The organism is Streptomyces sp. WM6378, assembly GCF_001279695.1.
Taxonomy (GTDB): domain Bacteria; phylum Actinomycetota; class Actinomycetes; order Streptomycetales; family Streptomycetaceae; genus Streptomyces.
Genome location: NZ_LGDD01000059.1, coordinates 26,704 through 49,109, shown reverse-complemented (window position 1 = coordinate 49,109; position 22,406 = coordinate 26,704). Strand labels below are relative to the sequence as shown.

Here is a 22,406-nt window from a genome sequence, read left to right as displayed (position 1 = left end):
GTCGGCGTCCCCTTTCCGGTCAACCGGCGGCCGGCGGGCGCACGGTGTGGCGCGGCGGCGTGTAGAGGTGTTCGCCGACACGTTTCACCAGGCGCGCCATTTCGTACGCGATGAGCCCAATGTCGGTGGTGAGCGAGGACAGCACGGCGAGGCAGGAGCCGTCTCCGGCGGCCGCGACGAAGAGGAAGCCGTCGTCCATCTCGACCATGGTCTGGCGCACGCCCCCGACGTGGAAGTGGCGTCCGGCCCCTTTGGCGAGGCTGTGGAATCCGGAGGCGACGGCGGCGAGGTGTTCGGCGTCCTCGCGGGTCAGCGCGCTGGAGGCGCCGACGGCGAGGCCGTCGTTGGACAGGACGACGGCGTGCCGGACCTCTCCGACCCGCATGACCAAGTCGTCGAGCAGCCAGTCGAGTTCGCCGGATCCGGAGCGGGATCCGGAGCGGGCTTCGGAGCCGGGTGCCGCCCCGGTGCGGTGCGGGGCGTCGAGCCTCTGGTGGTCGATCATGCGCGGTCTCCTTCGCTCGGGTGGCCGCCGCCGGGCGCGCCCGGTGCGGGAGTACTTGTGCGGGCGGCGCCGCCGCGGGCCCAGCCGCCCATGTAGGCCGTCATGCGGTCGCGCGCCTGCTCGGGGGTGGGCGAAGCGGTGTCCGGGCCCGTGTCGGGCTCGGGGACGGGGGCCTCGCGCAGTTGGGGGGCGAGGCTCGCCTGGCGCACCCGGCGCGGGAGTCCGGCCTCCACGCCGTCCGGGGCGACGCCTCGGGCCCGCTGGCGCAGGGTGGTGACGCCGGGCGGCGCGGGCGGTTCGGGCCGCGGCGGCGGGGGTGCGTACTGGGCGACCAGGGCCGGCCGGGGCGGTCCTTCGAGGGGCACCTCGATCCTCCTGCGGGGTTCGCCGTGCGGCTGGTCCTCGCGCCGGGCGTCGGCCCGCGCGGGGCCGGGGGCGGCTGTGACGGCGGCCTGGAGGAGGCCGGTCGGGAGCAGCACGACCGCGGTGGTGCCGCCGTACGGCGAGGTGCGCAGATGGACCTTGATGGCGTGGCGGGCGGCGAGGCGGCTGACGACGAAGAGGCCGAGGCGGTCGCTGTCGAAGAGGTCGAGCGCCTCGGACTGCTCGATCCTGCGGTTGGCCTCGTCGAGGGATTCGTCGCCCATGCCCAGTCCGCGGTCCTCGATTTCGAGGGCGTAGCCGTTGCCGACGGGCTCGCCCGTGACCCGCACCTTGGTGTGCGGGGGCGAGAACTGGGCGGCGTTCTCGACGAGTTCGGCCAGCAGGTGGGTGAGGTCGGCGACGGCGCCGCCGGTGACGGCGGCCTCGGGGAGCCGGCGCACTTCCACCCGGGCGTAGTCCTCGATCTCGGAGACCGCGGCCCGTACGACGTTGGTGAGCGGGACCGGCACGCTCCAGGCGCGGCCGGGGGCGGCGCCGGACAGGATGATCAGGGATTCGGCGTGCCGGCGCATGCGGGTGGTGAGGTGGTCGAGGCGGAACAGGTCGCCGAGTTCGCCGGGGTCGTCGGCGCGCCGCTCCATGCGGTCGAGCAGGTTGAGCTGGCGGTGGACCAGGACCTGGCTGCGCCGGGCGAGGTTGACGAAGACGCCGGAGATTCCGCTGGCCAGTTCCGCGCGTTCGACGGCGGCGTGCAGGGCGGCCCGGTGGACCGTGCCAAGCGCCTCGCCGACCTGGGCGATCTCGTCCCTCGGGGGCGGGCCTGACGGCGCCTCGGCCTGGATGTCGAGTTCTTCGCCGGACCTCAACCGGCCCATGGCGGTGGGGAGTTTGCGCCGGGCGATCTCCAGGGCGCTGTTGCGCAGGCTGATCAGTTCGACGACGAGGCCGCGTCCGATGCGTACGGAGATGACGAGGGATGCGGCGACGGCCGCGAGGCCGAACAGGACGGCGGCTCCGCCCGCGGTGAGCAGTCCGCGGCCGAACGGGTCGGCGCGGTCGGCGGCGCTCGCCGCGGCGCCGGTCTCGATGTCGCGCATGCCCTTCTGCACGGCGCCGAGGACGGTGTCCCAGGCGGCGGGGTCCACGGCAGTGGCGGCGGCGCGGCCCGGCTCGGCGGACTGGATCTTGTCCTCGGCGGTGTGGAGCGAGGCGTAGGCACTCTGCCCGCTGAGCGTGGCCCAGGCGGTGTGGCCGGAACCGGTCAGGTCTGCGGCGGCGCTGTCGGTGAGGGTGCGGCGGCTGTCGACGGCGCCGGTCAGGCGGCGCAGGTGCTCGGCCGTGAAGGTGTGGCCGAGCTGCGCGGAGGTGACAAGGGCGTCCTCGCGGGCGAGCATTTCGCCGGCCCGGCCGAACTCGTACAGGACGCGCGCACCGGAGCCGAGCGCCGGTGCCTGGACGTCGGCGAGCGCGCCGTCGACGTCGAAGCCGGCGCCGATGGTGTCGGTGTACTGCTGGTAGGCGGCGTCCCAACCGGTGGAGCGATCATGCACGCCGGTGCGCAGCGCGGGCAGTTTCAGGGCCTCGGCGACGAAGGTGCGCAGCCGGTCGGACACGCCCGAGGGCAGGTCGCCCGCGTCGGCGACGGTGTGCTTCTGGTCGAGCCTGAGCCTGCCGATCGCCGTGTCGGTGCGTTTGGCCTGCTGGTCGAGTTCAGCGGCCCTGTCGTCGGCCGGAGACGCCAAGTACCGTACGGCGGACCGCCGTTCGGCCTGGAGCTCGGCGACAGCCGCCGCGACCGGGGTGCGGACCTGTTCGTCGACGCGGCGCGACTGGCGCAGCGCGGACACGTCCTGGGCGGTGGTGACGGTGGCGAAGCCCCACAGGGCGAGCAGCGAGACGACGGGCACCATCAGGAGCGAGACGATCTTGGCGCGTACGGTGCGCGGGCGCAGCCGCCACCGGGACTCGCCGTCCTGGGGTGCGGGAGGCTGCTCCCCGAGGGCGCGTTCGTCGGCGGCCGGCGGTCCTGCGTGGGCGCGTCGCCCACGGGCGCCCACCGGGATCGGCGGCGCGGCGTCCGGGGCCTTGCGGGGTATGCGCACGGATCTCCTCGCTTAGGAATGGGGATCAACTGCCGGACAGCGGGCGGTGGTTCAGGACGTGGGGGCGAGCTGTTCGGCCGAGGTGTACTCGGCGCGCTCGCGTGCCGTCGGCGAGAGCGCGACGAAGGCGGCGGTGATGAAGAGATAGGACCCGAGGCCGACGGCGAGGGGGAAGATGAACTGCATCGCCGTCGCCCCCGGCAGTTCGGCGCCGCTCGGTGCGACGTCCACGCTCACCGAGAACATTCCGGTGTAGTGCATGCTGCTGACGGCCGCGCCCATCACCAGGGAAGCGACGGCCACGGCGATCGGCGACTTGATGTTGAGCCCGGCCCACAGGGCGGCGGTCGCGGCGACCACGGCGATGACGACGGAGAGCGCGACGAGCACGGGGTCGTAGTGGACCCGTCCGTGCAGCCTGAGGGCCGCCATGCCGAGGTAGTGCATGCCCGCCACGCCGAGTCCGGTGGCGAGGCCGCCGAGCAGCAGGGAGCGGGTGCGGTCCTTGCCGTAGCCGACGGCGAAGACCCCGGCGCCGACGAAGACCATGGCGACGAGGAGGCTGAGGATGGTCAGGAGCACGTCGTAGCGGATGTCGGTGCCGGTGACGGCGAAGCCGAGCATCGCGACGAAGTGCATCGTCCAGATGCCGGTGCCGATGGCGGACGCGGCGGTGATCAGCCAGTTGCGCCGGGAACGGCCGCTCGCCCCCAGGGCGCGCACGGTGCAGCGCAGCCCGAGGGCGGCGCCTATGCAGGCCATCACGTACGACAGCACGGGTGTAAGCCAGCCGAAAGCGGCGTGGTCCAGGTGTCCCATGGCCCAGGGACGCTAGTCCGGGGAGGGGCGCACGACAGGGGCGCAGTTCGAAAGCTGCTGGAATATGACGAAGAGATGTTCCAGAGCGATCGCCCTTTGTTCGAACCTGCCCGCCGCGGTCGATTTTCAGCCACCCGTGGACCGGTGCCCCATGGGGGATCATGACGGTATGGCCGAAGACCACACACACGTTCAGGAATTCTTCGCCGCCCGGGCGGCCGACTGGGACCGCAAGTTCCCCGACGACGGCCCGGCCTATGCCGCGGCCGTCGCGGAACTCGGCCTCGCGCAGGGCGATGCCGTCCTCGACGCGGGCTGCGGAACCGGCCGCGCCCTGATGCCGCTGCGCGCCGCGGTCGGCCCCGAGGGCACCGTCCTCGGCGCGGACCTCACGCCCGAGATGCTCGCCGAAGCCGTACGGGCCGGCCGCGACCGGTACGCCGCGCTGCTGCGCGCGGATGTGGCCCGGCTGCCGCTGCGTACCGCGTCCGTCGACGTGGTGTTCGGCGCCGGTCTGATCTCACATCTGCCCGAACCAGCCCGGAATCTGCGGGAGTTGGCGCGCATCACGCACCTGGGCGGCCGCCTCGCCCTGTTCCACCCGATCGGCCGGGCCGCGCTGGCCGCGCGCCACGGCCGCCGGCTCACCGACGACGACCTGCGCGCGGAACCCCGGCTGCGCCCGCTGCTCGCCTCGGCCGGCTGGCGGCTGGTGTCGTACGCCGACGAGGACGAGCGTTACCTCGCGGTGGCCGTGCGCGAGGCCTGACGGCCGCTCGCGACCTGCGTCTGGACTCCGTCCGGATCAGACCGCGGCCGGCCCGGCCACTTCGCGCACGAAGGCGGCCGGGGCGTCGAACATGATGTTGTGACCGGCGTCCGGAATCGTCACGACCCGGACTCCGGAGCCGACGAGTTCGGCGCGCCCGGGCAGCGAGTCGTCGAGCCCGCCCACCAGATAGGTGCGGTCGACCGGCAGCTTCATGAGGAGCTCGCGCATCGTCGGCTCCGTACCGCGCACGAGGCCGATGGCCGTGCGGTGCAGGCCGAGCGGGTCGGCGAGGCGCATGGTCGCCGCCCACAGCGGGCCGACGCGTTCGAGCACCGCGGCGAAGCCTCCGCCGTGCACGAATTCCTCCTCGGTGTACGAGGCGATCCCGCTGCTGCCCGCCGTCGGCACCGGGTTGGGGTCGAGGTTGGCCTCGGTCAGCACGAGCCGGGTGACCAGGTCGGGGCGGCGGTCGGCGAGCACGACGGCGACCGCGCCGCCCATGCTGTGCGCCACCAGTTCGGCCCCGGTGACGCCCGCCGCGTCGAGGGCCGCCGCGAGCGCACCCGCGTGGTCCTCCAGCGTGTAGCCGAAGTCGGCGGGCCGGTCGCTGATGCCGTGACCGGGCAGATCGACGAAAAGCTGACGGCGGCCGGCGAGCGCCGGGTGCCCGGCGACGTGCGCGTGATAGACGGCCGACATGGAACCCAGACCGTGCACATAGACGAGCGCTGCCCCCTCCCCCTCGCTCTCCGTCCACCGGATCCGGCTGCCCCGCCCGTCGAACTCCGACTGCCGCATGACGCACTCCCCGTCGCTGGTTGTTCCCTTCGACCGAGACCATACATCGGTGGCGTAGTACTACGCCACCGACGTACTGCACACATGAGGCAGAATGCGGGCATGCTCGAACTCGCCATCCTGGGATTCCTCTACGAAGCGCCACTGCACGGCTACGAGCTGCGCAAGCGCATCACCGCGCTCACCGGCCATGTGCGCCCGGTCGGCGAGAGCACGCTCTATCCGGCGATCAAACGCCTGGAGAAGGCAGGGCTGCTGGCCCGCGAGACCCAGCCGGGGGCGGCGGCCGCGCCCCGGCACACACTCACCCTGACCAGGGCAGGCCGCCAGGATCTGCTGCACCGGCTCGCCGAACCGGACCGCCTCGACGTCACCGACGAGAACCGCTGGTTCACGCTGCTCGCGTTTCTACGCCATCTGCCGCACCCTGCCGAGCAGGCGGCCGTGCTGCGCCGCAGACTTGCCTTCCTGGAGGAACCGGCCAGCTTCTTCTACGACGGCGAACGGCCCATCGTCGCCGAGGAGTTGGACGACCCGTTCCGGCGCGGCATCCTCACGATCGCCCGGGCCACCAGCGCGGCGGAGCTCAAGTGGCTCCGCGCGACGCTGCGTTCACTGGAGCCCTGAGCCGGGCTCACTCGCCATCGGTGGCCTTGAGGTGCGGGACGGGGCAGCCGCGTACGCCCGGTGTCGGGAATGTGCCGAGCTCCGGCACGCGGTAGCCCTTGGGGTAGCCCTTGACCTCGGGGTTCTGGCGCGCGTAATGGGGAGCGGAGCGCGGCGGCAGCAGTCGTACGGTGCGGGCCCGCAGGCGCAACGCACCGCGGACCAGGGTCCGTGCGGCGGGGGCGGGCGGGGCGTAGCGGAACGCCCGCAGCAGGGGTTCGTCGAGGAGCGCGAGGCTCGCGGTGCGCAGCAGGGGGGCCAGCGGCTTCGGATACCACGAAGCCATCAGGTCGATGGTCGCGTCGGACACCCGCCGCGCACCCTCGTCGAAGCCGAAGTGGGCGGCCTCGTACTCGTCGAGGAGGCGCTCGAACTCCTCGTAGGACTCCGGGATTTCGTTGATGCCCATGTGCTTGCCGAGGGTCTGGTAGTAACGGGCCGAGGCGCGCAGTTCGTGGTCGCTCAGCCGCCGCCAGCCGTAGGAGTCGATCCAGCGTTTGGGCATGACGACGAAGGTGCAGAGCACGTAGCGCATGTCGTCGTCGCTGATGTCGTACGAGCGGTGCATCTGGTTGATGCGACGCACGGCGGTGCGTCCGCCCACACTGTCGAAGCCGTGCTCTAGGACGGTGTCGAGGAGCAGGGCGGTGTCGTCGTACCTCTTCTGGGGACGGTCCGTCAGTTCAGCGGTCTCGGCGAGGAGTCGGCCGATGCTGGGCACGGCGTAGGTGCGGTACAGCGCCAGCTCCAGGGCGCGCGTGTAGTCCCAGGGGAATTCCAGGGTCGACGACATCCGGTAGATCGCGAGGAAGTCCCGCTCGGGGTCGAGTCGTTGGATTTCCTTGAGCCGGTCGAAGCGAGTCACCGCTGCCCCCTATGTGTCGACGGAGGTTCAACTCTACGTTGGACAGGACCGTTCGAGAGTTCGGCGCTGCCGCGCTGCGGCCGGGTCGTCCCCGGGAATCCAGGTGACTCCCGGGGAATCCAGGGAAGGTGGTCCTGATGTTCGGGAGATTCCGGAAGCCGGCCCGGTCGCGAGCGGCCGACGATCGCCACCACAACATCTTCGAGGCTGCGGCCGCGTATGTGGCCGCCTGTGCGGAGGACGACCAGGACGCGCTCGAAGAGGCGGCGGGCTGGGTGTCGCCCGAAGCCCTGTCGTTCGGGGTGCGCGAACTGGCCTGTCGGGCGGTCATCGCCCTGGCCCGCGACCGCGACGAGTCCCCGAGTGCGGTCGCCCAGGAACTGATGGGCCTGCCTGCGGCCTGAGGAGCACCCCGCCAGTTGGTGGTTCGCGACCCTCGACGTCCGCGTTACTCAGTAGTTAGGGTGCGCCGACGAGCGAACCGAAGGAGAGGATTCCGTGACCGGGACGGACGAGGCCGAAGCGGCCGCAACCGCCGCAGAAGAGGCGCTGTACGTGCTCACGGCGGTGCTCCTCACGCCGGCGCAGTTCCCCAGCGTGCTCGGCGACGACTACCCGGAGGCGTGCGCGGCGCTCGGCCTCGGGCCGTACGCGCAGGGCTACGGTCTCGTACTCGGCCAGGACGGCACGGGCGCGCGCTGGACGGTGGTCGTCGACGACGTGTCACTGGTGGCGGTCGCGATCGCGTCCTGGGACTGCGGCATGGAGTACGAGCTGTCGCCGGACGAGCGCACCGTGGTCGCGGCCCTGCCGGGCTGGCCCCTGGAACTGGCCATCTCGGCCCCGGACATCCCCGCCCCGCACGACCCCGTCTCCGAAGCGGAGGGGCGGCGCCCGCTCGCACCCCCCGACACGACCGAGTGGGGCCCGGCCCAACGCCGTCTCGGCGCGGACGAGATCGCGCTGCAGTGGGCGGCGTGGCGGGAGCAACTGGGGGACGACGAGTTCGGGCCGGCGCCGGACGAAGCGCCGACCTCCGACGAGCCGGACTCCGCAGGGGCCGCACCGGGCGGGGCCGAACCCGCGGAAGCCTCCTCGGCAGAGCCCGAAGCCACGGCGACACCTGCGCGTTCCGTACCGCAGGAGGAGCCGGCCGGGCGGCCCGTGGCCTCAGGTGCGGGCGGGGGTGCACGGGAGGGCGGGGGCTCGGCGAACGCCGATCCGGACGAAGACTCCGAACACCCCGACGCCGGGGCCGAGATGTCCCGGGTCCGGCGCGTACTGACCGAGCTGCACGGTTACCTCGACTCCCCTCCCCCGGTCGGCCGCGTCCGGTCGGCCTTCGCCCCGGGCGGCGCCCGCATGCTGCGCGCCGACGGCCCCGGCTGGTCCCTGGTCGCCAGGACGGACGACATAGCCTTCGTCCTGCTGGACGACTCCCCCGGCGAGGTACACCCCGTGGGCCGCGGCGCGGAACTGCCCGCCCTCCTCGAAGCCCTGGAGGCCATGGCCGTGCGGCCGTCGTGAGGGACGGCCAGCAGCACGGCCACCTCTCCTTGACCCCAAGTCGCTGGACCGCACGGCAAGTTGGCGCGTCGAGAGCAGGCGCCCGAACTTGCCCATGCGTGAGGTAGCAGGCCAACGCACCGAGTAGAAAGGGGCAGGCAAAGCACTCCGCATATGCCGCACGAGGGGGCAGGCGCATGTCCTGGAGATTCAATCCCGCACCAGGGTGGCCATCCGCACCACAGGACTTCTCGCCGTCACCGGGGTGGCGTCCTGATCCTTCCTGGGCACCGGCGCCGGACAACTGGCCGTTCTGGGTGTGGGTCGAGGACGTGCCGGACCCAGGGCGTTGGACATCGCCGCCAACCACCCCTACCCCGCCCGGACTTACACCCACAGCCGTCTCACACCCCGGAGTGGAGGCCCTCCCTTTCGGTCCGGAAGAACTCCGTGGCGAGGACGGAACCATGACCTTCCACGGTGACTGGCTCCAGCTGAACTTCACGGTCGGGCGCTTGGGTGATCCCCTCAAGGCGGCCCTTCGGGTACGCCGTATTCCCCTCGCCGTGGTGACCGATGTGCGTTACGACCCGCCAACGGGACGGCGTCAAGGATCGCTGCGACTCATGCTCGTTCCCGGGACGGATCCTCTGCGCCCACTCCTGAAGAGCCCCGAGCCCGGACCGAGCGGCGACCCGGACACCTTGGTCATCTCGCATGCGCACGCAGTGCAGGCAGCCACGTTCGCCGAGATGCTGCGGGCCCGCCTGGCAGCAGCGGGGCCGGGTGTCAATGCGGACGACGCCCCCTGGGTCGAGAGTGGCGTGCTGCCGCTTGAGGTGTCCGGGTCCGACGGGCGTGTCAGCTTCGACGGGACGACCGTGGTCCTGTGGTTCGGCCGCCTGGCAGCACCGGAGAAGAAGGGGGCCAGCCGCCGGGACCTTCCGCTGGAGGCAATTGCCGACGTTCGAATAGATCACCCTCGGTTCACCGGGTGGCTGCACTTCGTGCTCGCGGGCATGTCGGTGGCCGAGCCGGGCAATCCAAAGACCGACCTCAACACGCTGGTCCTCAACGCCGACCGCTCCCAGTCGTACGCCGTTCTCGGAGCAGCCGTTCTGGCGGGGGCCCACCGGACAGGAACCCGCGTCCATGCGGAGCTGCTCGCCTCCTGTCGGCCTGCGCCTCCGAGCAGCGACGACGCCCGGCAGGTCCGCCACGACAGACAGCCGCCGACGAGGCCACGCCGCAATACGTCGTGGGCGGCGCCCGCCCCCGTCGGCCCCACCCTCGCACCCGCCGATCGCCCTCATTCTCCTTCGCGGAAGGAACGGCGTGCGGCCGCCCGCGCGACGAAGGACTATGCGAAGGCCTTGATGGTGTGGGAAGCAGAGCAGCGACTCCTCGACAAGGTCGTCGCCGCTGCCCGTCGCATCGGGACGGCTTCCAGGGGCGCCGCCCACGGACTCTTCATCCTGAAGGCGAACGAGACTGTTCTGTGGACCGGCCAGACGTCCTTGGTCGAACCGCGCCGACGGCCCGGGCACTATTCCGGAGGCTCCTCCGGGGTCCGGGTGGGCATCGCGAAGGGTGTCTCCGTACGGGTCGGCGCGTCCAGCCGGCACTACGTACCGGGACCGGAGGTCCAGACGCCGGTTGATCGGGGATCAGCCATGGTGACCACCCAGCGCGTTGTGTTCAAAGGAACACACACCAGCAGGGAATGGACGTTCTCCAAGCTTCTCGGCGTGGAGAACGCCACGGACGGCAAGAGCGTGCTTCTGCCGGTTTCGAACAGGCAGAAGGTCTCGGGATTGCTGCTCGGCCAACTGGCCGAGGAATTCGCCGCGTTCCTGGCCCTCGGACTGGCCGTACTGGAGCATGGACCCTCGGCGGTCACCGCCGAGTGCACGGCATCGACCGAGCGCCACCGCCGGGAGCGCCCCAGTCCACCATGACCCTCTTGACGCAGACACCACGCGAGGGCGGCCGGAACGTGCCCGTTCAGCCCAGTGTCAGCCAGGCCAGGCTGCCGAGGCCGGCCACTGTGCAGTAGATGGCGAACGGGGTCAGGGTTCGGGTTTCGAAGTACTTCGTGAGGAAGCGGACCGCGACATATCCGGCGACGAAGGCGGCGGCGCTGCCTGCCAGAACCTGGCCGCGGATCCCGTCGCCCTCGTGACCGAGCAGGGACGGCACCTTCAGCAACGCCGCGGCGGCGATCACCGGAGTGGCGAGCAGGAAGGCGAAGCGGGCCGAGTCCTCGTGGGAGAGGCCTCGGAAGATGCCCGCGCTGATCGTGGAGCCCGAGCGGCTGATGCCGGGGCACAGTGCGAGGATCTGCGCGGCCCCGATCCAGGCGGCCTGGCGGTACGTGAGCTGGGTCAGACGCCGGTCGGAGAGTTCCTCCGGGTCCAGATGTTCCTCGCCCGGCGCCACGGACGCGCCCGCGCGGCGACGGCCGGTGCCGCCCCGGCGCAGCTGCTCGGTGAGGTAGAGCACGATGCCGTTGAGGGCCAGGAAGACGGCGGTCGGGACGGGCTTTCCCAGCGTGGAGCGGAAGAGGTGGTCAAGGGCCAGACCCGCGACGCCGACCGGGATGGTGGCCACGATGAGCAGCCACGCCAGCTTCTGCTCGACGGTGACGATGCGGCGCTCGCGTATCGAAGTGACCAAGCCTCGCGCCACCCGGACCCAGTCCCTGCGAAAATACACGACGAGCGCGAGCGCCGTGGCCAGATGCAGCCCGATCAGGACGTTCAAGTAAGGCGATCCGTCGGCCGACACGTCGAGGTCCCGCTTCCAGTGTCCGCCGAGCAGCGCGGGCAGCAGAATGCTGTGGCCAAGGCTGGATACGGGAAACAGCTCGGTGACGCCTTGGAGCAGGCCGACGCCTATCGCTTCCGGGTAGGTCAGAACAGACATCGGTGGCTTTCAGGTGTGTGGAGGGTCCCTGACGCGAGAGCGCGCGCAGAACCACGGGCGGCCTGGTGAAACTACTACACGCTGTGGAAGGCGAGTTCCGGCGCCGGGAATGTTCAATTCGTCGTTGCCGTACGTTCATTGAATGCCGGATCCCGGCCTCCGGCTTCCCGATCAGCCTGTCTACGATCGTCCCCGGCACTTCGATTCGATCAAGTGCCGAACCAGGCACCACGGGCACAACGGGGAGGAACTGGCATGACGGACAAGGCCGTTGACGAGGACAGGGCCGGGAACGCCGACGGGGAAGCCTCGGGCGGGCAAGACGTGGTGTGCCGACCCGTCGGCTGGGTGGTCGGCGGGCGGGCCGAGGTCGCCGATGATCACTGGGACCGCGAGACGGCCGTGATCCGGCTCGACGCGGAGCGGTTCGGGCCCGACGCGCTGTACGGTCTCGCGGACTTCTCGCATCTCGAAGTGGTCTTCCACTTCGACCGGGTGGCCCCCGAGAAGATCGAGTCCGGCGCCCGGCGGCCGCGCGGCAACCCGGACTGGCCGCTGGTCGGGATCTTCGCCCAGCGCGGCAAGAACCGCCCCAACCGCCTCGGCGTCTCGCACTGCCGTGTCCTCGCGATCGAGGGTCTAGAGGTGCGGGTCGCCGGGCTCGACGCGGTGGACGGCACGCCGGTGCTCGACATCAAGCCGCACATGGCCGAATTCGGCCCGCGCGGCGAGACCACGCAGCCGCAGTGGTCGGTGGAGCTGATGCGGGACTACTACGAGTGACGCGGGCGAGCGTCGCGGTGTGACGTCGCTGAGCAGCACGCCCGCCTGTCTCAACCGCGCCAACGCATCGGGCGGCGCAGGCACCAGCCCGCCCGCCTCAACTCCCATGTACCGGCGCCCAGTTGAGCCCCAACCCCAACTGCCTAGACCCGCTCAAGCTGCCGGTGCGGTCCCGCCGGCAGCTCGGCCGTGATCGGGTCGCCCGGGCGGATCTCGCCGCCCGCGCGGACCACGCTCATGATTCCGGCCTTGCGGACTATGTTGCCGTCGGCGTCGCGGCCGACGACCTGCTTCAGGAGGCCGTCCTGGAACCCGTCGATCTGGAGGCAGGGGTTGCGCAGGCCGGTGACCTCGACGACCGCGTCGGCGCCGATGTGCAGCAGGGTGCCGACGGGCAGGCCGAGGAGGTCGATGCCCTGCGTTGTCACGTTCTCGCCGAGCTGCCCGGGGGCCACCTGGAAGCCCTGCTCGGCGACCTCACCGAACAGCTCCCCGTGGATCAGGTGGACCTGGCGCAGGTTCGGCTGCGTCGGGTCCTGGGCGACGCGGGAGCGGTGCCTGACCGTCACGCCCGCATGGACGTCTCCCTCCACCCCGAGCCCGGGCAGCAGCGTGATGCTGTCCCGGTTCGGCTTGGTGAATGAGTACTCACCATTGCTGCTGACCGCCGTGACCGTGCCCTTGATGCCGCTCATCGCGCGGGGCTCCCCTCTGCCGTAACAATGATCGGCCCGAGCCTATCCCGGCAGGTCAGAGGCATCCAGGGGCATCCCAGGAGTGCCTAGCGGCCGAGCTCCTTGCGGGATATGTGCCGCAGCCTGCGGCGCTGGCTCGGGTCCAGCATCAGGTAAGCCGCCACGGGGACGCCGATCAGCACCAGCAGGGCGAGCCAGAAACCGATCAGTGGGATCAGGATGAGCCCCGCCACGACTCCACCGGCGGCGATCATCGCGCGCTTCGACATGTCCGTCGCCTTCCCTTGCGCGGCCTGTGGCCGCTCTTCCTGTCCAGAGAACGCACGGCGGCGCCCACTGGTTCCAGCTCTGCTTCCACTATGCGTCACTTCCGCAGCGGCGCGCCGACCTCGTGCATGTGACCCAGCGCCTGCCGGTAGGACTCGGTCAGCGAGGTCTCCGTGTACGGGATGCCCACGGCGGCGCAGTGGGCGCGGACCATCGGCTGGGCGAGCCTGAGGTGCGGGCGCGGCATGTTCGGGAAGAGGTGGTGCTCTATCTGATAGTTCAGGCCGCCCAGGAACCAGTCGGTGAGGAAGCCGCCGCGCACGTTGCGCGAGGTCAGGACCTGGCGACGCAGATGGCCCCAGCCCGAGTCCTCGGGGTCGTTCGGATCGGGCATCTCCATGCCCTTGTGGTTGGGGGCGAAGGTCATGCCGAGGTGCAGGCCGAACAGCGCGTGGTGCACCAGGGCGAACACCAGCGCCTTGCCCGGCGACATGACGGTCAGGAGCAGGGTCGCGTAGCCGACGAGATGGGCGATCAGGAGGGGTGCCTCGGCGGCCCGCTCGCGGGGCGGCTGGCGCTTGAGGTCCTGGAATCCGTACACCTTCAGGGCGATGCCCTCCAGGAGCAGCATCGGGAAGAAGAGCCGGGCCTGGTTGCGGGTGAGCCAGCGGGCGAAGCCTTCGCGCTGCTCGGCTTGGCGCTGGGTCCACACGAGGGCGCCGACCCCGACATCGGGGTCCTTGTCTATGTGGTTCGGGTTGGCGTGGTGGCGGTTGTGCTTGTCGTTCCACCAGGCGTAGCTCATGCCGAGCAGGAGGTCGCTGTGGAACAGGCCGATGAGCCGGCCCGCGCCCTTGCCCCGGGTGATCTGGGCGTGGCCCGCGTCGTGGCCGAAGAAGGCGCTGCGGGCCCAGAACACCGAGAGCGGCACGGCGAGCAGCAGATTCCACCAGGTGTCGCCGGTCAGCACCATCGCGGTGATCGTCGCGGCCAGGGCGAGGAGGTTGACGGCGATGCGGGTCGCGTACCAGCCGGTGCGCCGGTCGAGCAGGCCTTGCCCCTTCACCGTCTTGAGCAGTGGCGCGAATTCGCTGCCCGCCCGCGGCTCCGCAGGGGCGCCGAGGCCCGTGGTGGGCTGCGGCATGGTCGCCTGTGACATGACGTCTCCGGTGGTCGGTCGTCCCCCGCAGTCCCCTGCGCTGACCTGACTGAACGTACGGATCGGCACCCCTTGACGACCATGGAGCCACCACCCCTCTACCGGCGGGGGCTTGCCCCGCGCCGGTAGGTGGTGCTGGCAACACCCACTCGGATCGCATGTGACGCAGGCCACCTCGCGAAGTCCCCGCCCGGCCGTTCTTTCCTGTACCCTCGGCCGCTCCGGCCAACGTAGTCAAATTTGAGGAATGCGTTATCGCTGTGCAGAGGCTCCCCGCTCCCACGCCGCCCCAGCTCGCCGAACTCGCCCGCTGTTCCGTGACCTTCCTGCCCGCCGATCCCTCCCGCACCGGCCGGATGGCCTTCTGGCACCCGGAAGGCGAAGCGCCCCCGGCCGCGCCCGGCACCGTCGAGGACCTCACCGTCGTCGGCGCGGACGTCGCGCTCCACGACGTGCGCGCCCTCCTGCTGCCGGTTCGCGACGCGCTGCCCGTGCTCACCCGGGCCCGCGCCTCGGCCCAGGCATCGCGCGCCGCCGCGTTCTGGGGCACGGCAGCCCTGCTCGCCCTTCAACTCGCCGCGCGGGGACTGCTGTTGCCCGGTCTGACCGCGAGCGACCACGACGCGTGGCGGGTCGGTCCGCTCGGCGCCGACGAGCTGGACAAGGTGCGCGAGCTGGCCGCCGCGATGCCGCCTGAGGCCCATGCCGTACCGCTCGACGCACCCGGACCGCTGCTGCTTCCGGAGCCCGAGCGGCTCCTGCGCGCCTTCCTGGACGCGGTCGCCGACGGCCTTCCGCGTACCCCCGCCGCGATGCGGGCCACCGGGAGGCCGGCCTTCGCCGCCGACGCGCCGCAGCGACTGCCGGAGCAACGGGCCTGGGCCGCCGATGTGGCCGCCGGGCACGACGCGGGCGTACGGATCTCGCTGCGGGTGGAACTTCCGGGGCTCGCCTCGGCGGACCCCGAAAGCGCGGGGCCGGTGTTCCGGGCCGTGCTCCAGATGCACAGCGTCAGCGATCCCGCGCTGGTCGCGGACGCCGCCGAGGTGTGGGCGGGATCCGGTGCGGCCGCCGCGTTCGGGCCCCGGGCCCGCATGGACGCGCTGCTCGCCCTGCGCCGGGCGGCTCGCGCCTGGGCCCCGCTGGCCCCGCTGCTCTCGGCCGCCGTGCCGGACGCGGTCGAGCTCGCCGACGAGGAGGCGGCCGAGCTGCTCGGCGCGGCCTCGCGCACGCTGGCCGCGACCGGCGTGCGGGTGCACTGGCCGAAGGAGCTGTCCCGCAAGCTGGCGGCGCGTGCGGTGATCGGCCCGCAGGACCAGGGGCCCGAGCGGACCGAGTCCGGGGCGCCCTCGGTGCTGTCCGCCGACGCGCTGCTCGCGTTCAACTGGTGGTTCGCGCTGGGCGACACCGAGCTGTCCCGGCAGGAGCTGGACCTGCTCGTCGAGGCGAACCGTCCCGTGGTGCGGCTGCGCGACCAGTGGGTGCTCGTCGATCCGGAGGAGGTGCGGCGCGCCCGCACGGCCCAGGACCGCAAGGTGACCCCGGTCGACGCGCTCGCCGCCGTCCTGACCGGCTCCACCGAGATCGACGGACGCCGGGTCGACGTCGAGGCGACGGGCTGGCTGGCCCGCCTGCGTGACCGCCTCGCCGATCCCGAGGGCGACCGCGAGCAGCCCGTCGCCCAACCGGCCGCGCTCACCGCCCAGTTGCGCGACTACCAGCTGCGCGGCCTCAACTGGCTTGCCGACATGACCTCGTTGGGCCTCGGCGGCTGTCTCGCCGACGACATGGGCCTCGGCAAGACGATCACACTCATCGCCCTGCATCTGCACCGCCAGAGCGATCCGGCGACGGCGGGCCCGACCCTCGTCGTCTGCCCCACTTCCCTCATGGGCAACTGGCAGCGGGAGATCGAGAAGTTCGCGCCGGACACGCCCGTGCGCCGCTTCCACGCCTCCTCCCGCTCGCTCGACTCGCTGGCGGACGGCGAGTTCGTGCTCACCACGTACGGCACGATGCGCCTGGACTCCGCCAAGCTGGCCGCCGCCCAGTGGGGCATGGTGGTCACCGACGAGGCCCAGCACGTCAAGAACCCGTACTCCGCCACCGCCCGACAGCTGCGTACGATCGGGGCGCGGGCCCGGGTGGCGCTCAGTGGCACGCCCGTCGAGAACAACCTCTCCGAGCTGTGGGCGATCCTCGACTGGACCACGCCCGGCCTGCTCGGCCGGCTCGCCACGTTCCGCACCAAGTACGCGTCCGCCGCCGAGAGCGGCTCCGACCCGGCGGCCGCCGAACGGCTCTCCCGACTCGTGCGGCCCTTCCTGCTGCGCCGCCGCAAGTCCGATCCGGGCATCGCTCCCGAGCTGCCGCCCAAAACCGAGACCGACCGGGCCGTCTCCCTCACCAAGGAGCAGACCGGCCTGTACGAGGCGGTGGTGCGCGAGACGCTGGCCGAGATCTCCGGCGCGGACGGCTTCGAGCGGCGCGGCCTGGTGATGAAGCTGCTGACCGCGCTCAAGCAGATCTGCAACCACCCCGCCCAGTACCTCACGGAGGACGACCCCGAGATCACCGGCCGTTCGGGGAAGCTGGAGCTGCTCGACGAGCTCCTGGACACCATCCTCGCCGAGGACGGCTCGGTCCTCGTCTTCACCCAGTACGTCTCGATGGCCCGGCTCATCGAGGAGCACCTCGCGGCGCGCGGTGTGCCCACGCTGTTCCTGCACGGCGGGACGCCCGTGGTGCGCCGCGAGGAAATGGTGCGGCGCTTCCAGGAAGGTCAAGTACCGGTGTTCTTGCTGTCGTTGAAGGCGGCTGGCACCGGCCTGAACCTCACCCGGGCCGGTCATGTCGTCCACTACGACCGCTGGTGGAACCCGGCAGTCGAGGCGCAGGCCACCGACCGGGCCTACCGCATCGGCCAGACCCAGCCGGTCCAGGTGCACCGGCTGATCACCGAGGGCACCATCGAGGACCGGATCGCCGAAATGCTGGACCGTAAGCGGGAGTTGGCGGATTCGGTGCTCGGCTCGGGCGAGTCCGCGCTGACCGAACTCTCCGATGCCGAGCTGACGGATCTGGTGGCGCTGCGAGGGAGCGGACGATGAGCGACACGTACGAGAACGAGCGCACCTTCGAACCGCTGCCGCCCGCGCACGGGCGCGGCTTCGCGACCAGTTGGTGGGGCGTGGCCTGGCTGAAGGCCCTGGAGGACACCGCCCTCGACGGCAGGCAGCTCAAGGAGGGGCGCCGGCTCGCCCGCGCGGGCGCGGTCGGCGCGGTGACGGTTCGGCCGGGCCGGATCACCGCGGTCGTACGGGGCCGGGACGGTTCGCAGCACCGCAGCGACGTGCTGCTGCAGGAGCTGGACGAGGACGACTGGGACCGCTTCCTGACGATGGCGGCGGAGCGCGCGGGGCATGTCGCGGCCCTGCTCGACCGCGAGATGCCGCCGCACCTCGTGGAGGACGCGACGAGCGCCGGGGTCGAACTCCTCCCCGCAATCGGCGACTTGGAGGCCGAGTGCACCTGCGAGGCCTGGGACCACTGCCCGCACTCGGCGGCCCTCTGCTATCAGGTGGCGCGGCTCCTGGACCAGGATCCGTTCGTCCTGCTGCTGATGCGGGGCCGCGCGGAGCGGCCGCTGCTCGACGCGTTGCAGGAGCGCAGTGGGGGCCCGCTCTCGGACGAGCCCGCGATACCTCAGGGCGTCCCGGCCAAGGAGGCGTTCGCAGCCGTGGACATAGTGCCGCCGCTGCCCGATCTCCCTCGCCTTCCGCCGGAGCCGGGCGAGCCCGCGCACCTGGACACCGAGGCGTCACCGGAGCCGGGTGTCGACCCGGCGGCGCTGGAATTCCTGGCCGCCGACGCGGCGGCACGGGCGCATCGCATGCTGGCGGAGGCGCTGGCGACCGGGCACGAACTGCACCCGTTCGAGGCAGAGTTGACGGAGGATCAGGACACGGTTCGCCTGGCCGCCTCGTGTCACGAAAATCTGATCTCGGCACGCCTCGCCACCGCCTCGGGGCGACGCCCCGCCGATCTGGCCGCGGCCGTACGCGCCTGGCGGCTCGGCGGGGCCGCGTCGCTCCAGGCCCTTGAGGAGGAGTGGGCTCCGGGTGCGGAGGAGCTGGCCCGGGCCGTCGCGGGGCTCGACCGCGCCTGGCCCGAGGCCGAGCGCCCGGCGCTGCGGGCGGCCGGCAACCGCTGGACCGTGACCGGCCGGGGTGCCCAGCTGCGGCTCGGCCGCGACGGCCGGTGGTGGCCCTACCGCAAGGAGCGCGGCCGCTGGACCCCGGCGGGCCCGGCGGACCGGGACCCGGCGGCGGCGCTGGAGACGATGCCGGCGGAAGGGGGCGCCGGCGGCTGAGCCGGGCGCGGGGACGTTCAGCCCGGCGTTCGGCCGGCCGTCACCAGCCCCTCCACCCCGGAGGGGACCCCGCTCGGCCATTCCGTGGGGAACCCACTGGGCAACATGGTCGGAAACCCGCTGGGCAAGTCCGTTGGCAGGGAGGGCAGTTCGGACGGCAGAACGGTGGGCAGGGACGTCGGAAACCCGCTCGGCAGGCTGAGCGACGGCGTCGGCGTCGGGCTCGCGGGGCTGCTCCCGGCAGGGCCGCGCGGCTTCTCGGCGCCGCCGCCCCGCGTGACCGCGAAGGCGATGGCGGCGATCGCCACGACGGCCACGACGATCGCCACGGCGAGAAAGGGAGCTCTGCGCCGTCCCCCTCCCGGCGGCTGAAGCGGCGGCGGCCCGAAGCCCCCTGCTGGCGGCGGTCCGAATCCCCGCCCGTACGGCGGACCGGGCGGCTTGGGCGGTACGGGCGGTGTGGCCATACCCTCCAGAGTCGGCGGAAAGGGGGCGCCCCCGCGACCCTTCTGCGGAAGTTGCGTCAACCTGCCCGAAGGGCCGCAGCATGTGCGGCGCCCCGCCCGCACCGCCCGTCCCCTTCCGCCCCGAGCGCCCCGGACCGTACGGTAACTGTCGCTAGCCTCTTGGCTGTTGACCGACAGAGGGAGCAGACGTGCCGGGGGAATCCAGTGCGGGTACGGGGCTGGCGAAGAACGCCGTCGGTCTGCGTGAGGTCCTCTTCCAGAGCGTCACCGCGATGGCGCCCGCGGCTGCCGTCGCCGCGTCGATTCCGGCGGGCGCCGCGTTCGCGGGCGGCAGCCTGCCGCTGTCGGTCCTGGTGGCGTTGGTGGCGTGCCTGTTCACGGCGTCGTGCGTGGCGGAGCTCGCCCAGCACCTGCCCGCCGCCGGTTCGGTCGCCACCTACAGTGCGCAGGGGCTGCATCCGGCGGTCGGCTTCCTGGTCGGCTGGGGCTATGTGTTCGTCGAGGTGCTCGTACCGCCCCTGCCGCTGCTCCAGCTCGGCTTCACCACGGCGGGCACCCTGCACCAGCAGTGGGCATCGTATCCGGCGGACCTGTGGTGGCCGTGGTCGCTGGCCGGGGCGGTCGTCATAGCGGTCACGGGCTTCTTCGGAGTGCGGGCCTCGGCCCGGTTCGGCACGGTGCTCGGCATCTTCGAGGTGCTGGTGTTCATGGCCTTCGCGGTGATGCTCATCGCGGCGGCCGGGTCCCACAACACCCTTACCGTGTTCGGCACTTCGCACACCGCGCGGGGTTACAGCGGAATCGGCGGGGTGTTCGCCGGTTCCGTCTATACGGTGCTCGCCTTCGCCGGGTTCGAGTCGGCCGCCCCGCTCGCCGAAGAGGCCAAGGACCCGCAACGCACGATGCGCCGGGCGGTGTTCGGGGCGGCTCTCTCCATCGGGGTGGTGTACGTCGTGACCACGTACGCGATGGCGGTCTACTTCGGCCCCGACCGGTTCGCCGGCTTCGGGGCGTCCGGCGACGCCTCGTGGGAGGGCGTGGCGCGAGCCTCGTTCGGGCTGTTCTGGGTCGTCCTCTTCCTGGCCGTGGTCAACTCGACGATCGGGAACGCCAACGCGTCTTCCAACGTGTCGACGCGTACGGCCTTCGCGCTCGGCCGGATCGGGTTCTTCCCCCGCTCGTTCACCCGCCTGCACCCCCGCCACCGCTCTCCCGTCACCGGCGTCGCCGTGCAGTTCGTCGTGGCGGTGGCCGCCATGCTGGGGCTCGGCCTCCGGTACGGCCCGGTGACGGCGTTCGCCCTGCTCGCCACGGTCATCGTCACGGTGATCATCGGCGTGTACATCGTGGCCGACCTGGCCTGCGCCGGATACTTTCTGCGGCGGCGCCGCGAACTGTTCAGCCCGGTGCGGCATGTGCTGTTCCCGGTGCTCGGCATCGCCGCGTTCGTCCCGGCACTGCTCACCGCGGCGGGGATCCCGGCCTTCAGCTTCGTCGCCGAGCTCACGCCCCCGGTGTCGTACGCCGGGCCCGTCGTCGGGGCGTGGATGGCGATCGGGGTCGTCGTGCTCGTGACGGTGGCGCGCCGGCACCCCGAGCGCCTTGCAGGGACCGGCCGCGTTCACCTCATCGATCCCGATGAGGACCACGAGGAGACAGGAGCAGTACGAGGATGAGCGACGATCCCCGAATCCTGACCGTGCGGCCCAAGGAGAACGAGTACGCCTGGACGTTCGGGGGCGCTGCCCCGGTGGCGCGCATCACCCCCGGGACCGCCCTTGACCTGTACACCGAGGACTGCTTCGCCGGGCGGGTGCGTTCCGAGCGCGATCTGGTGTCCCGCGTCTGCGAGTTCCCGTTCCTCAATCCGCAGACCGGGCCGTTCTACGTCGAGGGCGCAGAACCGGGCGACACCCTCGCCGTGCACTTCGTGTCGATCCGGCCCGCGCGCGACTGGGCCGCGTCCACGACCGTCCCCCTGTTCGGCGCGCTCACCTCCACCCATGCGACGGCGACGCTCCAGCCGCCGCTGCCCGAGGTGGTGTGGATGTGGGAGCTCGACCGGACGCGCGGGACGTGTCTGTTCCGGGCCCGTGAGAGCGACATCGAGATCGAGCTGCCGATGGACCCGATGCACGGCACGGTCGGCGTGGCCCCCGCCAACCTGGAGGTGCGCTCCGCCCTGGTCCCGGACGCCCACGGCGGGAACATGGACACGCCGGAGATGCGGGCGGGTGTGACCTGCTATCTCGGGGTCAATGTGGAGGGCGCCCTGTTCAGTCTCGGCGACGGGCACGCCCGCCAGGGCGAGGGCGAGACATGTGGGGTGGCCGTGGAGTGCGCCATGAACACGGTCGTCGTGGTCGAGCTCCTCAAGGGCGTCGAGACACCCTGGCCACGCATCGAGTCCGACACACACATCATGTCGACGGGCTCGGCGCGCCCCCTCGAAGACGCCTTCCGCATCTCGCAGTTGGACCTGGTGCGCTGGCTGGAGCGCGACTACGGCCTTTCCGCGCTGGACGCCTACCAATTCGTGAGCCAGGCGGGCGAGGCTCCGCTGGCCAACGTCTGCGACACCAACTACACCTGTGTCGCGAAGATCCGCAAGGAGTGGCTGCCCCGGCGGGGCGAGCCGCACCGGGGCCTGCACCGCCACCTGCGCGAGCAGGCAGTCCAACTCCCCTCCCTTTCAGCCTAGTTGAGGAGCACGCCCATGAACCGAAGAAGACTCCTCCAGGGCGCCGCCGCCTCGGCCGCCGCCGGCTTCCTGTTCCCGGCGACCGAGGCTGCGGCGGACGGCACCACGGGCTATCCGGGCGCGCACTGGATGCCTGCTTCGACCTCCAACTACACCGCATCCACCAGGCCTTCGACGTATCCGATCGACTACGTCATCATCCACGTCACGCAGGAAACCTGGTCGAACACCGTCGACATCTTCCAGAACCCGGCGAAGAAGGTGTCCGCGCACTATGTGACTCGCTCCGCCGACGGATACCTCGCACAGATGGTCCGGGAGCACGACATCGCCTGGCACGCCGGGAACTGGGACTACAACACCCGCAGCATCGGCATCGAACACGAGGGCTGGATCGACCAGCCCGCCTACTTCACGAACGCGCTGTACGAGAAGTCGGCGGCGCTCACCGCGTCCATCTGCGACCGGTACGGCATCCCGAAGGACCGCGAGCACATCCTCGGCCACTACCAGGTCCCCGGCACCGACCACACCGACCCGGGGCCCGAGTGGGACTGGGTGCGGTACATCAGGCTGGTGAACTTCGCCTGAGCGGCGGCCGGTCACCCGGGGCTGCTTGT

The 22,406-nt window shown here is 71.6% G+C and carries 21 protein-coding genes; 12 read left to right on the top strand and 9 right to left on the bottom strand.

Features of this window, described 5'->3' with window-relative positions; genetic code table 11:
- Positions 1-19: 19 nt before the first annotated feature.
- Genes ADK54_RS08300 through ADK54_RS08290 form a run of 3 tightly spaced genes read right to left on the bottom strand, consistent with a single transcriptional unit; the run spans position 20 to position 3,810 of the window.
- A complete protein-coding gene (locus ADK54_RS08300) occupies positions 20-505 on the bottom strand; it encodes a roadblock/LC7 domain-containing protein (protein WP_078966210.1) in 486 nt (161 codons plus the stop codon).
- On the bottom strand, positions 502-2,991 hold the full coding sequence (locus ADK54_RS08295) for a nitrate- and nitrite sensing domain-containing protein (RefSeq protein WP_053724890.1): 2,490 nt from the start codon (positions 2,989-2,991) through the stop codon (positions 502-504). The genes ADK54_RS08300 and ADK54_RS08295 overlap by 4 nt, the downstream gene beginning before the upstream one ends.
- Before the next feature lie 51 nt (positions 2,992-3,042).
- Positions 3,043-3,810, bottom strand: coding sequence for an MHYT domain-containing protein (locus ADK54_RS08290; protein ID WP_053724889.1), 768 nt, complete (start codon positions 3,808-3,810; stop codon positions 3,043-3,045).
- 169 nt (positions 3,811-3,979) lie between these two features.
- Here ADK54_RS08290 and ADK54_RS08285 point away from each other — a divergent pair, with 169 nt between their 5' ends.
- Positions 3,980-4,579 (top strand): class I SAM-dependent methyltransferase, encoded by a 600-nt coding sequence (locus ADK54_RS08285; RefSeq protein WP_053724888.1) that lies wholly within the window; start codon positions 3,980-3,982, stop codon positions 4,577-4,579.
- 36 nt (positions 4,580-4,615) lie between these two features.
- On the opposite strand, the gene ADK54_RS08280 is transcribed toward ADK54_RS08285, so the two are convergent.
- Positions 4,616-5,380: an alpha/beta fold hydrolase gene (locus ADK54_RS08280; protein WP_053724887.1), complete on the bottom strand. Its 765-nt coding sequence runs from the start codon at positions 5,378-5,380 to the stop codon at positions 4,616-4,618.
- Between the two features lie 102 nt (positions 5,381-5,482).
- Between ADK54_RS08280 and ADK54_RS08275 the strand changes: the two genes are divergently transcribed.
- Positions 5,483-6,007 (top strand): PadR family transcriptional regulator, encoded by a 525-nt coding sequence (locus ADK54_RS08275; protein WP_053724886.1) that lies wholly within the window; start codon positions 5,483-5,485, stop codon positions 6,005-6,007.
- 7 nt (positions 6,008-6,014) lie between these two features.
- Here ADK54_RS08275 and ADK54_RS08270 read toward each other — a convergent pair whose 3' ends face one another.
- Positions 6,015-6,911 (bottom strand): oxygenase MpaB family protein, encoded by an 897-nt coding sequence (locus tag ADK54_RS08270; protein WP_053724885.1) that lies wholly within the window; start codon positions 6,909-6,911, stop codon positions 6,015-6,017.
- A gap of 137 nt (positions 6,912-7,048) precedes the next feature.
- On the opposite strand from ADK54_RS08270, the gene ADK54_RS08265 reads away from it, so the two are divergent.
- The 3 genes from ADK54_RS08265 (at position 7,049) to ADK54_RS08250 (ending at position 10,375) form a co-directional block, all read left to right on the top strand.
- Positions 7,049-7,315 carry a hypothetical protein gene (locus tag ADK54_RS08265; RefSeq protein WP_053724953.1) on the top strand — a complete coding sequence of 89 codons (267 nt, stop codon included), beginning with the start codon at positions 7,049-7,051 and terminating at the stop codon, positions 7,313-7,315.
- Between the two features lie 94 nt (positions 7,316-7,409).
- Positions 7,410-8,438 (top strand): hypothetical protein, encoded by a 1,029-nt coding sequence (locus ADK54_RS08260; RefSeq protein WP_053724884.1) that lies wholly within the window; start codon positions 7,410-7,412, stop codon positions 8,436-8,438.
- Between the two features lie 446 nt (positions 8,439-8,884).
- Positions 8,885-10,375: a DUF4429 domain-containing protein gene (locus tag ADK54_RS08250; RefSeq protein WP_159047667.1), complete on the top strand. Its 1,491-nt coding sequence runs from the start codon at positions 8,885-8,887 to the stop codon at positions 10,373-10,375.
- 46 nt (positions 10,376-10,421) lie between these two features.
- On the opposite strand, the gene ADK54_RS08245 is transcribed toward ADK54_RS08250, so the two are convergent.
- A complete protein-coding gene (locus ADK54_RS08245; RefSeq protein ID WP_053724881.1) occupies positions 10,422-11,342 on the bottom strand; it encodes an undecaprenyl-diphosphate phosphatase in 921 nt (306 codons plus the stop codon).
- 255 nt (positions 11,343-11,597) lie between these two features.
- Here ADK54_RS08245 and ADK54_RS08240 point away from each other — a divergent pair, with 255 nt between their 5' ends.
- The gene (locus ADK54_RS08240; RefSeq protein ID WP_078966208.1) at positions 11,598-12,125 is read left to right on the top strand and encodes an SAM-dependent methyltransferase; all 528 of its coding nucleotides are present in this window, start codon (positions 11,598-11,600) and stop codon (positions 12,123-12,125) included.
- 143 nt (positions 12,126-12,268) lie between these two features.
- Here the strand turns inward: ADK54_RS08240 and ADK54_RS08235 are convergent, their stop codons facing one another.
- The 3 genes from ADK54_RS08235 to ADK54_RS08225 form a co-directional block, all read right to left on the bottom strand.
- Positions 12,269-12,820, bottom strand: a complete 552-nt coding sequence (locus ADK54_RS08235; protein ID WP_053724880.1) for an MOSC domain-containing protein — start codon at positions 12,818-12,820, stop codon at positions 12,269-12,271.
- A gap of 86 nt (positions 12,821-12,906) precedes the next feature.
- Positions 12,907-13,089 carry a hypothetical protein gene (locus ADK54_RS08230; protein WP_053724879.1) on the bottom strand — a complete coding sequence of 61 codons (183 nt, stop codon included), beginning with the start codon at positions 13,087-13,089 and terminating at the stop codon, positions 12,907-12,909.
- Positions 13,090-13,184: 95 nt separating this feature from the next.
- On the bottom strand, positions 13,185-14,231 hold the full coding sequence (locus ADK54_RS08225) for a fatty acid desaturase family protein (protein ID WP_053724951.1): 1,047 nt from the start codon (positions 14,229-14,231) through the stop codon (positions 13,185-13,187).
- Positions 14,232-14,506: 275 nt separating this feature from the next.
- Between ADK54_RS08225 and ADK54_RS08220 the strand changes: the two genes are divergently transcribed.
- The 6 genes from ADK54_RS08220 to ADK54_RS08195 all read left to right on the top strand — a co-directional run bounded on the left by ADK54_RS08220 (position 14,507) and on the right by ADK54_RS08195 (position 22,377).
- The gene (locus tag ADK54_RS08220) at positions 14,507-17,356 is read left to right on the top strand and encodes a DEAD/DEAH box helicase (protein ID WP_053724878.1); all 2,850 of its coding nucleotides are present in this window, start codon (positions 14,507-14,509) and stop codon (positions 17,354-17,356) included.
- Positions 17,353-18,618 carry an SWF or SNF family helicase gene (locus tag ADK54_RS08215; RefSeq protein ID WP_053724877.1) on the top strand — a complete coding sequence of 422 codons (1,266 nt, stop codon included), beginning with the start codon at positions 17,353-17,355 and terminating at the stop codon, positions 18,616-18,618. Before ADK54_RS08220 ends, ADK54_RS08215 begins: the two co-directional genes overlap by 4 nt.
- Before the next feature lie 105 nt (positions 18,619-18,723).
- On the top strand, positions 18,724-18,990 hold the full coding sequence (locus ADK54_RS45750; protein ID WP_159047666.1) for a hypothetical protein: 267 nt from the start codon (positions 18,724-18,726) through the stop codon (positions 18,988-18,990).
- A 283-nt stretch (positions 18,991-19,273) separates the two neighbouring features.
- Positions 19,274-20,761 carry an APC family permease gene (locus tag ADK54_RS08205; RefSeq protein ID WP_053724876.1) on the top strand — a complete coding sequence of 496 codons (1,488 nt, stop codon included), beginning with the start codon at positions 19,274-19,276 and terminating at the stop codon, positions 20,759-20,761.
- Complete coding sequence (locus ADK54_RS08200) at positions 20,758-21,786, top strand: acetamidase/formamidase family protein (protein ID WP_053724875.1); 1,029 nt, start codon at positions 20,758-20,760, stop codon at positions 21,784-21,786. The genes ADK54_RS08205 and ADK54_RS08200 overlap by 4 nt, the downstream gene beginning before the upstream one ends.
- Before the next feature lie 15 nt (positions 21,787-21,801).
- Entirely contained in the window at positions 21,802-22,377 is a 576-nt protein-coding gene (locus tag ADK54_RS08195; protein WP_053724874.1) for an N-acetylmuramoyl-L-alanine amidase, read from the top strand.
- The last annotated feature ends 29 nt before the right edge of the window (positions 22,378-22,406 follow it).

What these genes read in the sequence shown, in the direction of transcription:
- ADK54_RS08300 (WP_078966210.1), bottom strand. Translation starts at nt 505, where the DNA reads ATGATCGACCACCAGAGGCTCGACGCCCCGCACCGCACCGGGGCGGCA.
- ADK54_RS08290 (WP_053724889.1), bottom strand. Translation starts at nt 3,810, where the DNA reads ATGGGACACCTGGACCACGCCGCTTTCGGCTGGCTTACACCCGTGCTG.
- ADK54_RS08285 (WP_053724888.1), top strand. Translation starts at nt 3,980, where the DNA reads ATGGCCGAAGACCACACACACGTTCAGGAATTCTTCGCCGCCCGGGCG.
- ADK54_RS08280 (WP_053724887.1), bottom strand. Translation starts at nt 5,380, where the DNA reads ATGCGGCAGTCGGAGTTCGACGGGCGGGGCAGCCGGATCCGGTGGACG.
- ADK54_RS08275 (WP_053724886.1), top strand. Translation starts at nt 5,483, where the DNA reads ATGCTCGAACTCGCCATCCTGGGATTCCTCTACGAAGCGCCACTGCAC.
- ADK54_RS08265 (WP_053724953.1), top strand. Translation starts at nt 7,049, where the DNA reads ATGTTCGGGAGATTCCGGAAGCCGGCCCGGTCGCGAGCGGCCGACGAT.
- ADK54_RS08250 (WP_159047667.1), top strand. Translation starts at nt 8,885, where the DNA reads ATGACCTTCCACGGTGACTGGCTCCAGCTGAACTTCACGGTCGGGCGC.
- ADK54_RS08245 (WP_053724881.1), bottom strand. Translation starts at nt 11,342, where the DNA reads ATGTCTGTTCTGACCTACCCGGAAGCGATAGGCGTCGGCCTGCTCCAA.
- ADK54_RS08240 (WP_078966208.1), top strand. Translation starts at nt 11,598, where the DNA reads ATGACGGACAAGGCCGTTGACGAGGACAGGGCCGGGAACGCCGACGGG.
- ADK54_RS08235 (WP_053724880.1), bottom strand. Translation starts at nt 12,820, where the DNA reads ATGAGCGGCATCAAGGGCACGGTCACGGCGGTCAGCAGCAATGGTGAG.
- ADK54_RS08230 (WP_053724879.1), bottom strand. Translation starts at nt 13,089, where the DNA reads ATGTCGAAGCGCGCGATGATCGCCGCCGGTGGAGTCGTGGCGGGGCTC.
- ADK54_RS08225 (WP_053724951.1), bottom strand. Translation starts at nt 14,231, where the DNA reads ATGCCGCAGCCCACCACGGGCCTCGGCGCCCCTGCGGAGCCGCGGGCG.
- ADK54_RS08215 (WP_053724877.1), top strand. Translation starts at nt 17,353, where the DNA reads ATGAGCGACACGTACGAGAACGAGCGCACCTTCGAACCGCTGCCGCCC.
- ADK54_RS45750 (WP_159047666.1), top strand. Translation starts at nt 18,724, where the DNA reads ATGGTCGGAAACCCGCTGGGCAAGTCCGTTGGCAGGGAGGGCAGTTCG.
- ADK54_RS08200 (WP_053724875.1), top strand. Translation starts at nt 20,758, where the DNA reads ATGAGCGACGATCCCCGAATCCTGACCGTGCGGCCCAAGGAGAACGAG.
- ADK54_RS08195 (WP_053724874.1), top strand. Translation starts at nt 21,802, where the DNA reads ATGAACCGAAGAAGACTCCTCCAGGGCGCCGCCGCCTCGGCCGCCGCC.